The sequence below is a fragment of the Streptomyces sp. NPDC050508 genome (assembly GCF_040655155.1).
In the GTDB taxonomy this organism is placed as follows: domain Bacteria; phylum Actinomycetota; class Actinomycetes; order Streptomycetales; family Streptomycetaceae; genus Streptomyces.
Genome location: NZ_JBFAJJ010000014.1, coordinates 127,734 through 143,301, shown reverse-complemented (window position 1 = coordinate 143,301; position 15,568 = coordinate 127,734). Strand labels below are relative to the sequence as shown.

13 protein-coding genes are annotated in these 15,568 nt (G+C 68.4%); all 13 read left to right on the top strand.

Annotation, left to right across the window (positions count from 1 at the left end):
• Positions 1 to 12: 12 nt before the first annotated feature.
• The 13 genes from AB0I69_RS34180 to nuoN are packed head-to-tail and all read left to right on the top strand — an operon-like array spanning position 13 to position 15,563.
• Positions 13 to 567 carry an NADH-quinone oxidoreductase subunit B gene (locus AB0I69_RS34180; RefSeq protein ID WP_023547484.1) on the top strand — a complete coding sequence of 185 codons (555 nt, stop codon included), beginning with the start codon at positions 13 to 15 and terminating at the stop codon, positions 565 to 567.
• Positions 564 to 1,298, top strand: coding sequence for an NADH-quinone oxidoreductase subunit C (locus tag AB0I69_RS34175; protein ID WP_363099599.1), 735 nt, complete (start codon positions 564 to 566; stop codon positions 1,296 to 1,298). The genes AB0I69_RS34180 and AB0I69_RS34175 overlap by 4 nt, the downstream gene beginning before the upstream one ends.
• On the top strand, positions 1,295 to 2,617 hold the full coding sequence (locus AB0I69_RS34170) for an NADH-quinone oxidoreductase subunit D (protein WP_327402075.1): 1,323 nt from the start codon (positions 1,295 to 1,297) through the stop codon (positions 2,615 to 2,617). Before AB0I69_RS34175 ends, AB0I69_RS34170 begins: the two co-directional genes overlap by 4 nt.
• Entirely contained in the window at positions 2,614 to 3,465 is an 852-nt protein-coding gene (nuoE, locus tag AB0I69_RS34165) for an NADH-quinone oxidoreductase subunit NuoE (RefSeq protein WP_363099598.1), read from the top strand. The genes AB0I69_RS34170 and nuoE overlap by 4 nt, the downstream gene beginning before the upstream one ends.
• Positions 3,462 to 4,811 carry an NADH-quinone oxidoreductase subunit NuoF gene (nuoF, locus tag AB0I69_RS34160; RefSeq protein ID WP_363099597.1) on the top strand — a complete coding sequence of 450 codons (1,350 nt, stop codon included), beginning with the start codon at positions 3,462 to 3,464 and terminating at the stop codon, positions 4,809 to 4,811. The genes nuoE and nuoF overlap by 4 nt, the downstream gene beginning before the upstream one ends.
• On the top strand, positions 4,808 to 7,312 hold the full coding sequence (locus tag AB0I69_RS34155) for an NADH-quinone oxidoreductase subunit G (protein ID WP_363099596.1): 2,505 nt from the start codon (positions 4,808 to 4,810) through the stop codon (positions 7,310 to 7,312). Before nuoF ends, AB0I69_RS34155 begins: the two co-directional genes overlap by 4 nt.
• An 11-nt stretch (positions 7,313 to 7,323) precedes the next feature.
• Positions 7,324 to 8,688, top strand: coding sequence for an NADH-quinone oxidoreductase subunit NuoH (nuoH, locus tag AB0I69_RS34150; RefSeq protein ID WP_363099722.1), 1,365 nt, complete (start codon positions 7,324 to 7,326; stop codon positions 8,686 to 8,688).
• Positions 8,681 to 9,283, top strand: a complete 603-nt coding sequence (gene nuoI / locus AB0I69_RS34145; protein WP_363099595.1) for an NADH-quinone oxidoreductase subunit NuoI — start codon at positions 8,681 to 8,683, stop codon at positions 9,281 to 9,283. Before nuoH ends, nuoI begins: the two co-directional genes overlap by 8 nt.
• Positions 9,280 to 10,125 (top strand): NADH-quinone oxidoreductase subunit J, encoded by an 846-nt coding sequence (locus AB0I69_RS34140; RefSeq protein WP_363099594.1) that lies wholly within the window; start codon positions 9,280 to 9,282, stop codon positions 10,123 to 10,125. The genes nuoI and AB0I69_RS34140 overlap by 4 nt, the downstream gene beginning before the upstream one ends.
• On the top strand, positions 10,122 to 10,421 hold the full coding sequence (gene nuoK / locus AB0I69_RS34135) for an NADH-quinone oxidoreductase subunit NuoK (RefSeq protein ID WP_016437642.1): 300 nt from the start codon (positions 10,122 to 10,124) through the stop codon (positions 10,419 to 10,421). Before AB0I69_RS34140 ends, nuoK begins: the two co-directional genes overlap by 4 nt.
• Before the next feature lie 14 nt (positions 10,422 to 10,435).
• Entirely contained in the window at positions 10,436 to 12,331 is a 1,896-nt protein-coding gene (nuoL, locus tag AB0I69_RS34130) for an NADH-quinone oxidoreductase subunit L (protein WP_363099593.1), read from the top strand.
• A 5-nt stretch (positions 12,332 to 12,336) separates the two neighbouring features.
• Positions 12,337 to 13,908, top strand: a complete 1,572-nt coding sequence (locus AB0I69_RS34125) for an NADH-quinone oxidoreductase subunit M (protein ID WP_363099592.1) — start codon at positions 12,337 to 12,339, stop codon at positions 13,906 to 13,908.
• Positions 13,905 to 15,563, top strand: coding sequence for an NADH-quinone oxidoreductase subunit NuoN (gene nuoN, locus AB0I69_RS34120; protein ID WP_363099591.1), 1,659 nt, complete (start codon positions 13,905 to 13,907; stop codon positions 15,561 to 15,563). Before AB0I69_RS34125 ends, nuoN begins: the two co-directional genes overlap by 4 nt.
• The last annotated feature ends 5 nt before the right edge of the window (positions 15,564 to 15,568 follow it).

Sequence of the window (15,568 nt, the reverse complement as noted above, 5' to 3'; positions counted from 1 at the left end):
GGCCTTTAACTCATGGGACTCGAAGAAAAGCTGCCGAGCGGCTTCCTGCTCACCACCGTCGAGCAGGCCGCGGGCTGGGTGCGCAAGGCATCCGTCTTCCCGGCCACGTTCGGACTCGCCTGCTGCGCCATCGAGATGATGACGACCGGCGCCGGCCGGTACGACCTGGCGCGCTTCGGTATGGAGGTCTTCCGCGGATCACCCCGCCAGGCGGACCTGATGATCGTCGCGGGCCGGGTCAGCCAGAAGATGGCGCCGGTCCTGCGGCAGGTCTATGACCAGATGCCGAACCCCAAGTGGGTTATCTCCATGGGCGTTTGCGCCTCGTCGGGCGGCATGTTCAACAACTACGCGATCGTGCAGGGCGTCGACCACATCGTCCCGGTCGACATCTATCTCCCGGGCTGCCCGCCACGGCCCGAGATGCTGATGGACGCGATCCTCAAGCTCCACCACAAGATCCAGACCTCCAAGCTCGGTGTGAACGCCGAGGAGGCTGCCCGCGAGGCGGAGGAGGCGGCGCTCAAGGCACTGCCCACCATCGAGATGAAGGGCCTGCTGCGGTGAGCGACGCGAACGGCACCAACCCGGAGCAGGATCCGGGTGCCTCCAACCTCCCCGGCCAGCGTGGCGAGGGAGGTGAGGAGATCCGCGTCCAGCGCGGCATGTTCGGCGCCAACAACGGTGGTGACACGTCCGGTTATGGCGGCCTGGTCCGCTCGGTCCGCCTGCCGGGAGCGGCGAGCCGGCCCTACGGCGGCTGGTTCGACGAGGTCGCCGACGAGTTGGAGGGCGCCCTGGAGGAACAGGGCCTGCTGCCCGACAACGCGATCGAGAAGACGATCGTCGACCGCGACGAACTCACCTTCCACATCGAACGCGAGCACCTGCTGCGCGTCGCCCAGACCCTGCGCGACGACCCGGCCCTGCGCTTCGAACTCTGCACCGGCGTCAGCGCGGTTCACTACCTGCACGACAAGGGCCGCGAGCTGCACGCCGTCTACCACCTGCGCTCGATCACCCACAACCGGCTGATCCGCCTCGAAGTCAGCGCCCCGGACAGCGATCCGCACATCCCGTCACTGGTCTCGGTCTACCCGACCAACGACTGGCACGAGCGCGAGACCTACGACTTCTTCGGCATTGTCTTCGACGGTCACCCGGCCCTGACGCGGATCATGATGCCGGACGACTGGCAGGGCCACCCGCAGCGCAAGGACTACCCCCTCGGCGGCATCGCCGTCGAGTACAAGGGCGCCCAGATCCCGGCTCCGGACCAGCGGAGGTCGTACTCATGAGCACGCAGTCAGCATCCGCTCGGGAGACCACCGAGGGCACCGTATATACGGTCACCGGTGGCGACTGGGACGAGGTCGTCCAGTCCGCGGCCAAGGCCGACGACGAGCGCATCGTCGTCAACATGGGCCCCCAGCACCCCTCCACGCACGGTGTGCTCCGCCTCATCCTGGAGATCGACGGAGAGACGGTCACCGAGGCCCGCTGCGGCATCGGCTACCTCCACACCGGTATCGAGAAGAACCTCGAATACCGCACGTGGACGCAGGGCACCACGTTCGTGACGCGCATGGACTATCTGACGTCCTTCTTCAACGAGACCGCCTACTGTCTCGCCGTCGAGAAACTCCTCGGCGTCGAGGACCAGATCACCGAGCGGGCGAAGATCATCCGGGTGCTCCTGATGGAGCTGAACCGGATGTCCTCCCACCTGGTGTGCATCGCCACCGGCGGGATGGAACTCGGCGCCACCACGATCATGATCTACGGATTCCGCGATCGTGAAATGATTCTCGACATCTACGAGCTCATCACGGGCCTGCGGATGAACCACGCGTACATCCGCCCCGGCGGACTCGCCCAGGACCTGCCGCCCGGCGCGGTGGACCAGATCCGCGAGTTCGTGAAGAAGATGAAGAAGAACCTCCCCGAGTACGACAAGCTCGCCACCGGGAACCCCATCTTCAAGGCCCGTATGCAGGACGTCGGTTACCTCGACCTGGCCGGCTGCATGGCCCTCGGTGCCACAGGCCCGATCCTGCGCTCCACGGGCCTCCCGCACGACCTGCGCAAGGCGCAGCCGTACTGCGACTACGAGACGTACGACTTCGACATCCCGACCGCCGACACCTGCGACTCCTACGGCCGCTTCCTCATCCGCCTTGAGGAGATGCGCCAGTCGCTCCGGATCGTCGAGCAGTGCCTGGACCGGCTGCAGCCCGGCCCGGTCATGGTCGCCGACAAGAAGATCGCCTGGCCCGCCCAACTCGCGCTCGGGCCGGACGGGTTGGGCAACTCGCTCGACCACATCAAGCAGATCATGGGCACCTCCATGGAGGCCCTGATCCACCACTTCAAGCTGGTGACCGAAGGCTTCCGCGTGCCGCCGGGACAGGCGTACGCGGCGGTCGAGTCGCCCAAGGGCGAACTCGGGGTGCACGCCGTGTCCGACGGAGGCACCCGCCCCTACCGGGTCCACTTCAGGGACCCGTCCTTCACCAACCTTCAGGCCATGGCGGCGATGTGCGAGGGCGGCCAGGTCGCCGACGTCATCGTCGCCGTCGCGTCCATCGACCCCGTGATGGGAGGCGTCGACCGGTGACCACCAGTTCTTCGGAGCAGGGCGTCAGTCTGGGCATGCCCCAACTGCCCGCGCCCGCTTACCCGGACGACGTCCGGGCCCGGCTGGAGGCCGACGGGCGGGAGATCATCGCCCGCTACCCGGACTCCCGCTCGGCCCTCCTGCCGTTGCTGCATCTCGTGCAGGCGGAGGAGGGGCATGTCACGCGCACAGGGCAGCAGTTCTGCGCGACCCTGCTGGACCTGACGACGGCCGAGGTCGCCGCCGTGGCGACCTTCTACTCCATGTACCGGCGTCGGCCGAGCGGTGACTACCAGGTCGGGGTCTGCACCAACACCCTGTGTGCGGTGATGGGCGGCGACGCGATCTTCGAGTCGCTCCAGGAGCACCTGGGCGTCGGCAACGGTGAGACCACCGACGACGGCAAGGTCACCCTGGAGCACATCGAGTGCAACGCGGCCTGCGACTTCGCGCCGGTGGTGATGGTCAACTGGGAGTTCTTCGACAACCAGACCCCGGCCAGCGCCCGCCGTCTCGTCGACGACCTGCGCACGGGCGCTGCGGTGGAGCCCACGCGCGGGGCGCCGATGTGCACCTTCAAGGAGACCGCGCGGATCCTCGCCGGTTTCCCCGACGAGCGGCCCGGGGCCGTCGAGGCGAGCGGCGGTGCGGGACCCGCGTCGCTGGTGGGCCTCCGCCTGGCCAGGGGAGAGACCGCACCCGCGCGCGTGGTCCATCCGCGGGGCTCCGGAGCGCCGCAGGACCAGTCGCCGACGACCGAGCACCTCAGTTCGCACGACGCGCCGCAGGACACGTCGGCCTCCGACCCCGCCCACCCGGCGGGGCCTGTCGCCGAGGAGGGGGAGTGATGACCTTGGCACCCGAACTGAAAGACCACAGCCCCGAGAAGCTGCTCGCACCCGTCCTGTCGGCCTTCTGGGACGAGGACAGGTCCTGGACTCTGGACACGTACCGAAGGCACGAGGGATACGAGGGGCTCCGCAAGGCGCTCGCGATGTCGCCGGACGACCTCATCGCGTATGTGAAGGACTCCGGTCTGCGCGGTCGCGGTGGCGCCGGCTTCCCCACCGGAATGAAATGGCAATTCATTCCCCAAGGGGATGGAAAACCACACTATCTAGTTGTCAACGCCGACGAGTCGGAGCCCGGAACCTGTAAGGACATCCCGCTCCTCTTCGCGAACCCGCACAGCCTCATCGAGGGCATTGTCATCGCGTGCTATGCCATCAGGTCTTCGCATGCCTTCATCTATCTGCGTGGTGAAGTCGTCCCCGTATTGCGGCGGTTGCACGAGGCCGTGCGTGAGGCCTACGCGGCGGGCTACCTCGGCGAGAACGTCCTGGGCAGCGGACTCGACCTCGAACTCACCGTGCACGCGGGCGCCGGCGCGTACATCTGCGGTGAGGAGACCGCACTGCTCGACTCGCTCGAAGGCCGCCGTGGTCAACCGCGGCTCCGTCCCCCTTTCCCTGCGGTCGCGGGCCTCTATGCGTGCCCGACTGTGGTGAATAACGTCGAGTCGATCGCGTCAGTTCCCGCCATTCTGCAAAAAGGCAAGGAATGGTTCAGGTCGATGGGCAGCGAGAAGTCTCCGGGCTTCACGCTCTACTCGCTCAGCGGCCATGTCACCAGCCCCGGTCAGTACGAGGCGCCGCTCGGCATCACCCTCCGCCAACTGCTCGACATGAGCGGCGGGATCCGGGCCGGGCATCGCCTCAAGTTCTGGACGCCGGGCGGGTCTTCCACGCCGATGTTCACCGACGAGCACCTCGACGTCCCTCTTGACTACGAAGGAGTGGGTGCCGCGGGTTCCATGCTCGGCACAAAAGCTCTGCAGTGTTTCGACGAGACGACCTGCGTCGTGCGTGCCGTCACCCGCTGGACCGAGTTCTACGCCCACGAGTCCTGCGGCAAGTGCACACCGTGCCGCGAAGGGACGTACTGGCTCGTGCAGTTGCTGCGCGACATCGAGGCCGGCAAGGGCGTCATGTCCGACCTCGACAAGCTGAACGACATCGCCGACAACATCAACGGCAAGTCCTTCTGCGCCCTCGGCGACGGCGCCGCCTCGCCGATCTTCTCCTCGCTCAAGTACTTCCGCGAGGAGTACGAGGAGCACATCACGGGCCGGGGCTGCCCCTTCGACCCGGCCAAGTCCACGGCCTGGGCCGACCGCACGGAGGTGAACGCATGACGGTGACCACGAGCGCTCCCTCGGGTGGGGGAGAGGCGGCGGTCCCGCCGGAAGATCTCGTCTCGCTGACGATCGACGGCGCCGAGATCAGCGTGCCCAAGGGCACCCTGGTCATCCGCGCCGCCGAGCAACTCGGCATCGAGATCCCCAGGTTCTGCGACCATCCCCTCCTCGACCCGGTCGGCGCCTGCCGTCAGTGCATCGTCGAGGTCGAGGGCCAGCGCAAACCGATGGCGTCCTGCACGATCACGTGCACGGACGGCATGGTCGTCAAGACCCAACTCAGCTCGCCCGTGGCCGAGAAGGCCCAGCACGGTGTGATGGAACTGCTCCTCATCAACCACCCGCTGGACTGCCCGGTCTGCGACAAGGGCGGCGAGTGCCCCCTGCAGAACCAGGCGATGTCCCACGGCAACGCCGAGTCCCGCTTCGAAGGCAAGAAGCGGACCTACGAGAAGCCCGTGCCGATCTCCACCCAGGTGCTGCTCGACCGCGAGCGGTGCGTGCTGTGCGCGCGCTGCACCCGGTTCTCCAACCAGATCGCGGGCGACCCGATGATCGAGATGGTCGAGCGGGGCGCGCTCCAGCAGATCGGCACCGGTGAGGGCGACCCCTTCGAGTCGTACTTCTCCGGGAACACCATCCAGATCTGCCCGGTGGGCGCGCTCACCTCGGCGGCGTACCGATTCCGCTCCCGCCCCTTCGACCTGGTCTCCACGCCCTCCGTGTGCGAGCACTGCTCCGGAGGCTGCGCGACCCGCACCGACCACCGGCGCGGCAAGGTCATGCGGCGCCTGGCCGCCGTCGACCCCGAGGTCAACGAGGAGTGGGTCTGCGACAAGGGGCGCTTCGGCTTCCGGTACGCGCAGCAGCGCGACCGGCTGCAGACGCCCCTGGTGCGCAACGCGGACGGGGTCCTGGAGCCCGCGTCCTGGCCGGAGGCCCTGGAGGCCGCCGCCCAGGGACTGTCGGCCGCGCGCGGCCGGACCGGTGTCCTGACCGGTGGCCGCCTCACCATCGAGGACGCCTACGCGTACAGCAAGTTCGCGCGCGTGGCGCTCGACACGAACGACATCGACTTCCGCGCGCGCGTGCACAGCAGCGAGGAGGCCGACTTCCTGGCCGCCCGGGTCGCCGGCCGCGGCCGGGACCTCGACGGCAAGGGCGTCACGTACACCTCCCTGGAGAAGGCGCCCGCCGCTCTGCTGGTCGGGTTCGAGTCCGAGGAGGAGGCGCCCGGCGTCTTCCTGCGGCTGCGAAAGGCCTCGCGCACGCACGGGCAGCGGGTGTTCTCGCTCGCCACCCATGCCACGCGTGGCCTGGAGAAGGCGGGCGGCACGCTGCTGCCGGCCGCTCCCGGCACCGAGACCGAGTGGCTGGACGCGCTCGCCAGCGGGGTCGGCCTGGAGGATGACGGCGCCAGGGCCTCCGAGGCGCTGCGCACCGAGGGCGCCGTGATCGTCGTCGGCGAGCGGCTGGCCGCCGTCGCCGGGGGCCTCACCGCCGCCGTACGGGCCGCGTTCGCCACCGGTGCCCAGCTGGTGTGGATTCCGCGCCGGGCCGGGGAGCGCGGGGCGATCGAGGCGGGCGCGCTGCCGTCGCTGCTGCCGGGCGGGCGTCCGGCCACCGACCCACGCGCGCGTGACGAGGTCGCCGTCGCCTGGGGCGTCGCCGAACTCCCGCACCGCTACGGCCGCGACGCCGGCCAGATCGTCGAGGCCGCCGCCGGTGGTGAACTGCGGGCACTGGTCGTCGCCGGTGTGGAACCGGCCGACCTGTCCGATCCGGCACGCACGCGTGCGGCACTGCACGAAGTCGGCTTCCTGGTGTCGCTCGAACTGCGGCCCAGCGAGGTCACCGACCACGCCGACGTCGTCCTTCCGGTCGCGGCGGTCACCGAGAAGGCGGGCGCCTTCCTCAACTGGGAGGGCCGGGTCCGCTTCTTCGACGCCGCGCTCAAGCCCGACCAGATGACCCGCACCCTCGCCCCCACCGACGCGCGCGTCCTGCACATGCTGGCCGATGCCATGGACGTACACCTGGGGCTGCCTGATCTGCGCACCACGCGCGCGGAGTTGGACCGCCTGGGTGCCTGGGAAGGGCCGCGGGCCTCCGATCCGCTGGAGATCGCGGGCGTGCTGCCCCGGCCGGCCGCCGGGGAGGCCGTGCTCGCCGGGCACCGGCTGCTGCTCGACCAGGGCGCGCTCCAGGAGGGCGACGAAGCACTTGCCGGCACCCGGCACCCCGCCCACGCGCGCGTGTCGGCCGCCACGGCCGACGAGGCGGGCGTGAAGGACGGCGACGCGCTCGCCGTGACCGGCGGCTCCGGAACCGTCGAACTCCCGCTGCGGATCACCGAGATGCCCGACCGGGTGGTCTGGCTCCCGCTGAACTCCACCGGCGGGGGCGTCGCCTCCGACACCGGGGCGCTGCCCGGCGCACTCGTCCGCATCGGCCCGGCCACGCTCACGGGCGAGGCCCCCAAGGAGGTGGAGGCATGAGTCCCTACGGCATGAGCCCGTACCTCGCCGCAGAAGACCTCTCGATGTTCGGCCGCGACCCCTGGTGGCTGGTCGTCGTCAAGGCGGTGTTCTGCTTCGCCTTCCTGATGATCACCGTGCTGTTCTCGATCGTCTGGGAACGCAAGGTCGTCGCCTGGATGCAGCTGCGCATCGGCCCCAACCGGCACGGCCCCTGGGGCATGCTCCAGTCGCTCGCCGACGGCGTGAAGCTGATGCTCAAGGAAGACCTGATCGTCAAGCGTGCGGACAAGCTGATCTACATCCTCGCGCCGATCATCGCGGCCATCCCGGCCTTCATGGCGATCGCGGTGATCCCCTTCGGGCCCGCCGACAACGAGGTCTCGATCTTCGGCCACCGCACCACGATGCAGCTCACCGACCTGCCGATCGCGATGCTCTACATCCTCGCGGTCGCCTCGGTCGGCATCTACGGCATCGTCCTTGCCGGTTGGAGCTCCGGCTCCACCTACCCGCTGCTCGGCGGCCTGCGCTCCTGCGCCCAGATGATCTCCTACGAGATCGCCATGGGTGCCGCGTTCGCCTCGGTGTTCCTCTACTCGGGGTCGATGTCGACCTCGACGATCGTTGAACAACAGCACGACCGCTGGTACATCATCCTGCTGCCGGTCTCCTTCATCATCTACATCATCACGATGGTCGGCGAGACCAACCGCGCCCCCTTCGACATGCCGGAGTCCGAGGGCGACCTGGTCGGCGGCTTCAACACCGAGTACTCGTCCATCAAGTTCGCGCTCTTCATGCTCGCCGAGTACGTGAACATGGTGACGGTCTCCGCGGTGTCGACCACGCTCTTCCTGGGCGGCTGGCGGGCCCCGTGGCCGATCAGCTCCTTCTGGGAGGGCGCGAACCACGGCTGGTGGCCGATGCTCTGGTTCGTCATCAAGGTCCAGCTGCTGCTGTTCTTCTTCATCTGGCTCCGCGGCACCCTCCCGCGCGTGCGCTACGACCAGTTGATGAAGCTCGGCTGGAAGGTCCTCATCCCGGTCTCCGTGGTCTGGCTGATGCTCGTCGCGACCGTGCGGACCCTGAAGAACGAGAACTACGACTTCGCCGACATCGCCCTCTACATCGGCGGCGGTGTGCTCGTCCTGCTGTTGCTGTCCTTCATCGCGGACATGTTCCGCCAGAAGGCCAACGACGACGCACGGGCCGCCGAGGAACCCGCCGGGTTCGACGCGATGGCGGGCGGATTCCCCGTACCGCCGCTGCCGGGACAGGAGTTGCCGCCGGTGCCACGGCGCCCCTCGCGCCGCGAGCGGGAGCTGATTGTCAGTGGTGGGTCGGACACTGGCAGTGACGGATCTCTGGATGGAAAGGAGGCGTCCGATGGCTGAGGAGCCCAAGGAGACCAAACCCGGTTTCCAGAACCCCGTGGCTGGCTTCGGCGTGACCTTCAAGGCCATGTTCAAGAAGCGGCTGACCGAGCAGTACCCGGAGCAGCAGAAGACCACAGCCCCCCGGTTCCACGGACGGCACCAGCTCAACCGCCATCCGGACGGCCTGGAGAAGTGCGTCGGCTGCGAGCTGTGCGCCTGGGCCTGCCCCGCCGACGCCATCTATGTGGAGGGCGCCGACAACACCGACGAGGAGCGCTACTCGCCGGGCGAGCGGTACGGCCGCGTCTACCAGATCAACTACGCCCGCTGCATCCTGTGCGGCCTGTGCATCGAGGCGTGCCCCACGCGCGCGTTGACGATGACCAACGAGTTCGAGCTGGCCGACACCAGTCGCGCGAACCTCATCTACACCAAGGAACAGCTGCTGGCCGGCCTCGAAGACACCATGGTCGACAGCCCGCACGCCATCTACCCGGGGATGGACGAGCAGGACTACTACCGGGGCCTGGTGACGGAGGCCGCACCCGGCACGGTGCCCCAAGTCGCCGTCTCCAAGGGCGAGAAGCCCACCGAAGAGGGGGTGGAGGCATGAGCGCGCAGCTGGCCGCCGCCTACTCCACCTCCACCGGCGAGGCCTTCCAGTTCTGGGTCCTCGGCACGGTCGCGGTGATCGGCGCCCTGTCCACCGTCCTCATGAGGAGGGCCGTCCACAGCGCCCTCTCCCTCGCCGGAACCATGATCATCCTGGCGGTCTTCTACCTCGCCAACGGCGCCTACTTCCTGGGCATCGTCCAGATCGTCGTCTACACCGGCGCGATCATGATGCTGTTCCTCTTCGTGGTGATGCTGGTCGGCGTCACGGCCGCGGACTCCCTGACGGAGACCATCAAGGGCCAGCGCTGGCTGGCCCTTCTCTGTGGGCTCGGCTTCGGCGTCCTGCTGTTCGCGGGCATCGGCAACGCCTCGCTCACCCAGTTCGACGGCCTGAGCACGGCCAACGCGAACGGCAACGTGGAGGGCTTGGCCGCCCTCATCTTCACGAAGTACGTGTTCGCCTTCGAAATCACCGGCGCCCTGCTGATCACGGCCGCCGTCGGCGCCATGGTGCTCACGCACCGCGAGCGCACCGAGCGGCCCAAGACCCAGCGCGAGCTGTCCGAACAGCGCGTCCGCGAGGGCAAGCACGTCCCGCCGCTCCCTGCCCCCGGCGTCTACGCCCGGCACAACGCGGTGGACGTCCAGGGCCTGCTGCCCGACGGCACCCCGTCCGAGCTCACGGTCAGCAAGACGCTCCGTGACCGCGGCCAGATCCGTGACGTGTCCAGCGAGGCGCTGAACGACCTGCGGGCCCTGGAGCAGCGCGCCGAGGAGCGCCTGGAGCGCACCGAGATCGAACCGGCGAACCTCAAGCGGACCGAGGAGGCGTCGAAGTGAACCCCGTCAACTACCTCTACCTCTCAGCCCTGTTGTTCACGATCGGCGCCACCGGCGTGCTGATCAGGCGCAACGCGATCGTCGTGTTCATGTGCATCGAGCTGATGCTCAACGCCTGCAACCTCGCGTTCGTCACCTTCTCCCGGATGCACGGCAATCTCGACGGTCAGGTCATCGCCTTCTTCACGATGGTCGTCGCCGCCGCGGAGGTCGTGGTCGGGCTCGCGATCATCGTGTCGCTGTTCCGTTCCCGCCACTCGGCCTCGGTCGACGACGCCAGCCTGATGAAGCTCTGAGGGGTCGCTGAATCGTGGAGAACCTGATTGCGCTGCTGGTAGCGGCGCCTCTGCTCGGAGCGGCCGTACTGCTGTGCGGCGGCCGGCGGCTCGACGCCGTCGGCCACTGGATCGGCACGCTCCTGTCGTCCGCCTCCTTCGTGATCGGTGTCGTCCTCTTCACCGACCTGCTGGGGAAGAACGCCGAGCACCGGACGCTCATGCAGCACCTGTGGACCTGGGTCCCCGTCGAGGGCTTCCAGGCGGACGTCACCTTCCGCCTCGACCAGTTGTCGATGACCTTCGTCCTGCTGATCACCGGTGTCGGCTCGCTGATCCACCTGTACTCGATCGGGTACATGGAGCACGACGAGCGCCGCCGCCGCTTCTTCGGCTATCTGAACCTGTTCCTCGCGGCGATGCTGATCCTCGTCCTCGCCGACAACTACCTGCTCCTGTACGTCGGTTGGGAAGGCGTCGGTCTCGCCTCCTACCTGCTGATCGGCTTCTGGCAGCACAAGCCCAGCGCGGCCACCGCCGCGAAGAAGGCCTTCCTGGTCAACCGGGTCGGCGACATGGGCCTGTCGATCGCCATCATGCTGATGTTCACGACGTTCGGGACCTTCGCCTTCGGGCCGGTCCTCAGCCACGTCGGTGACGCCTCCGAGGGCAAGCTCACGGGCATCGCCCTGATGCTGCTCCTCGCCGCCTGCGGCAAGTCCGCCCAGGTGCCGCTGCAGTCCTGGCTCGGCGACGCGATGGAGGGCCCGACCCCGGTCTCGGCCCTCATCCACGCGGCGACCATGGTGACCGCGGGCGTGTACCTCATCGTCCGCTCCGGAGCGATCTTCAACGCGGCGCCGAACGCACAGCTCGTCGTCACCGTCGTCGGCGCCGTCACGCTCCTGTTCGGTGCGATCGTCGGTTGCGCGAAGGACGACATCAAGAAGGCCCTCGCAGGCTCGACCATGTCGCAGATCGGCTACATGGTGCTCGCCGCGGGCCTCGGCCCCATCGGCTACGTCTTCGCGATCATGCACCTGGTGACACACGGCTTCTTCAAGGCCGGGCTGTTCCTCGGCGCCGGTTCGGTCATGCACGGCATGAACGACGAGGTCGACATGAGGAAGTACGGCGGCCTCAGGAAGTACATGCCGGTCACCTTCATCACCTTCGGCCTCGGCTACCTCGCCATCATCGGCTTCCCGGGCCTGTCCGGCTTCTTCTCCAAGGACAAGATCATCGAGGCGGCCTTCGCGAAGGGCGGCACCGAGGGCTGGATCCTCGGCGGCTCGGCCCTGCTGGGCGCGGCCATCACGGCGTTCTACATGACGCGCGTGATGCTGATGACGTTCTTCGGTGAGAAGCGCTGGCAGCCCGACGAGAACGGCAACGAGCCGCACCCGCACGAGTCCCCGAGGACGATGACGATCCCGATGATCGTGCTGGCCTTCGGATCGGTCTTCGCCGGCGGCATCTTCGGCATCGGCGACCGCTTCCTGCACTGGCTGGAGCCCATCACCGGCCACACGGAGGGCAACTCCCCGGTCAGCGCCCTGACGGTCACCCTGGCCACCATGGTGGTCCTCGTCATCGGCGTCGGGATCGCCTGGGCGCAGTACGGCCGCCGCCCCGTCCCGGCCGTCGCCCCGCGCGGGTCGCTGCTCACCCGGGCCGCCCGCCGCGACCTCCTCCAGGACGACTTCAACCACGTCGTCCTGGTGCGCGGCGGCGAGCACCTCACCCGCTCCCTGGTCTACGTCGACCACACCCTGGTCGACGGCGTCGTCAACGGCACGGCGGCCTCCATGGGCGGCCTCTCCGGAAGGCTGCGCAAGCTGCAGAACGGCTACGCGCGGTCGTACGCGGTCTCGATGTTCGGCGGTGCGGCCATCCTCGTCGCCGCGACCCTGCTGATGAGGGCGGTCTGATACCGATGTCCTTTCCCCTCCTGACAGCGACGGCGGCGCTCCCGGCCCTCGGGGCGGTGGCCACGGCCGCCGTCCCGGCCGCCCGGCGCACCGCCGCGAAATGGCTGGCGCTGCTCGTCTCGCTGGCGACGCTCGCGCTGGGCATCACGATCCTGGTGCGCTTCGACCCGGGCGGCGACCGCTACCAACTCACCGAGTCCCACGCCTGGATCGCCGACTTCGGGGTCCGCTACGAGCTGGGTGTGGACGGCATCGCGGTCGCGCTCATCGGGCTTACCGCCCTGCTGATCCCCTTCGTGATCCTGGCCGGCTGGCACGACGCCGACCCCCTGGAGACCGGCAACAAGCGCTGGCGGCCCACCCAGGGCTTCTTCGCTCTCATCCTTGCGGTGGAGGCGATGGTGATCATCTCCTTCGAGGCCACCGACGTCTTCCTCTTCTACATCTTCTTCGAAGCCATGCTGATCCCGATGTACTTCCTCATCGGCGGCTTCGGGGACAGCGCGCACGAGCACGGCGACGAGGCGGCGGCCACCCAACGGTCGTACGCCGCCGTGAAGTTCCTGCTCTACAACCTGGTCGGCGGGCTCATCATGCTGGCGGCCGTGATCGGCCTCTACGTAGTGGCCGGGAACTTCTCGCTCGCGGAGATCGCGCAGGCGCGGGCCAACGGTTCGCTGCACATGGCGACCAACACCGAACGCTGGCTGTTCCTGGGCTTCTTCTTCGCCTTCGCGGTGAAGGCGCCCCTGTGGCCGCTGCACACCTGGCTGCCCAACGCGATGGGCGAGGCGACGGCCCCGGTCGCCGTACTGATCACGGCAGTTGTCGACAAGGTCGGCACCTTCGCGATGCTCCGCTTCTGCCTCCAGCTGTTCCCGAACGCCAGCAAGTGGGCGACGCCCGTGATCCTCGTCCTCGCCGTGATCAGCATCATCTACGGCGCGTTGCTCGCGGTCGGGCAGCGGGACATCAAGCGGCTGGTGGCGTACGCGTCGATCTCGCACTTCGGGTTCATCGTCCTGGGCATCTTCGCGATGACCAGCCAGGGCCAGTCCGGTGCGACGCTCTACATGGTCAACCACGGTATTTCCACGGCCGCGTTGATGCTCGTCGCCGGATTCCTGATCTCGCGGCGCGGCTCGCGTCTGATCGCCGACTACGGAGGGGTGCAGAAAGTGGCCCCGGTGCTCGCGGGCACCTTCTTGATCGGCGGACTGGCCACGCTGTCGCTGCCGGGACTCGCGCCCTTCGTGAGTGAGTTCCTGGTCCTGGTCGGCACGTTCTCGCGCTACCCGGCGATCGGGATCATCGCCACCTTCGGCATCGTCCTGGCCGCGCTGTACACCCTCGTCCTCTACCAGCGGACGATGACCGGCCCGGTGAAGCCCGAGGTCGCCACGATGCCGGACCTGCGACCGCGCGAACTCCTGGTCGTCGCCCCGCTGATCGTGCTGTTGATCTTCCTGGGCGTCTATCCGAAGCCCGTCACGGACATCGTGAACCCGTCGGTCAAGCAGACCTTGTCCGACGTGCACAAGAAGGATCCCAAGCCCTCGGTGGAGGCGGCCAAGTGAGCGCAACAGCCGTCCACAGCCTGTGGACAACGGCGGCCACCGCGGCCGACCCGATCTCGAAGATCAACGCACCGAAGATCGAGTACGGGCAATTGTCGCCCACCTTGATCATCCTCGGCGCGGCCCTCATCGGGGTGCTGGTCGAGGCGTTCGTCCCGCGCAAGTCCCGTTACTACGCCCAGGTGTTCGTGTCCGCCGTAGCGCTCTGCGCCGCCTTCGCGGCGGTCGTGGCACTCGCGGCGGACGGGTACGGCACCACCAAGGCGCACATCGCGGCGATGGGCGCGATCGCGGTCGACGGACCGGCCCTGTTCCTCCAGGGCGTGATCCTGCTCTCCGGACTGGTCGGCCTGTTCACCTTCGCGGAACGCCGACTCGACCCCGAGGCGCACGGCAACCGCGTCGACTCCTTCGCCGCGCAGGCCGCGTCCGTGCCCGGCAGCGACAGCGAGAAGGCCGCGGTCAAGGCCGGGTTCACCACCACGGAGGTGTTCCCGCTCCTGCTCTTCGCGGTCGCCGGAATGCTCGTCTTCCCGTCGGCCAACGACCTGTTGACCCTGTTCGTGGCCCTGGAAGTCTTCTCGCTCCCGCTCTACCTCCTGTGCGCCCTGGCCCGCCGCAAGCGGCTCCTGTCGCAGGAGGCCGCGGTCAAGTACTTCCTCCTCGGCGCCTTCGCCTCCGCGTTCACCCTGTTCGGCATCGCGCTGCTCTACGGCTACGCGGGCTCGATGTCGTACGCCACGATCTCCCAGGTCGTCGACGGCTCCATCACCAACATCAACCCGGCCCTCGCGGACACCATGGGCAACGACGCGCTGCTGCTCATCGGCGGCGCGATGATCGTCATGGGGCTGCTGTTCAAGGTGGGTGCGGTGCCGTTCCACATGTGGACGCCCGACGTCTACCAGGGCGCGCCCACCCCGGTCACCGGCTTCATGGCCGCCGCGACCAAGGTGGCCGCCTTCGGAGCGCTGCTCCGCCTGCTCTACGTCGTGCTGCCGGGCCTGCGCTGGGACTGGCGGCCCGTCATGTGGGGCGTGGCCATCATCACGATGCTGGGCGGCGCGATCGTCGCGATCACCCAGACCGACATCAAGCGGCTCCTGGCGTACTCGTCGATCGCGCACGCGGGATTCATCCTCGCGGGCGTCATCGCGACCACCAGGGACGGCGTCTCGTCCGTCCTCTTCTACCTGGGCGCCTACTCGTTCGTGACGATCGGCGCCTTCGCGGTCGTCACGCTCGTACGGGACGCCGGTGGCGAGGCGACGCACCTGTCGAAGTGGGCGGGGCTCGGGCGGAGGTCGCCGCTGGTCGCGGCCGTGTTCGCGGTGTTCCTGCTGTCCTTCGCGGGCATTCCGCTGACGGCCGGTTTCGCTGGGAAGTTCGCCGTGTTCAAGGCGGCGGCGGCCGGCGGCGCGGCCCCGCTGGTCGTGGTCGGTGTGCTCTCCTCCGCCATCGCGGCGTTCTTCTACATCCGCGTGATCGTGCTCATGTTCTTCAGCGAGCCGAGGCCCGACGGCCCCACCGTCGCGGTCCCGTCCCCGCTGACCATGGCGACGATCGGGGTGGCCGTGGCGGCCACGCTCGTCCTCGGTGTGGCCCCGCAGTACTTCCTGGACCTGGCGAACCAGGCGGGGGTCTTCGTCCGCTGAGGGCA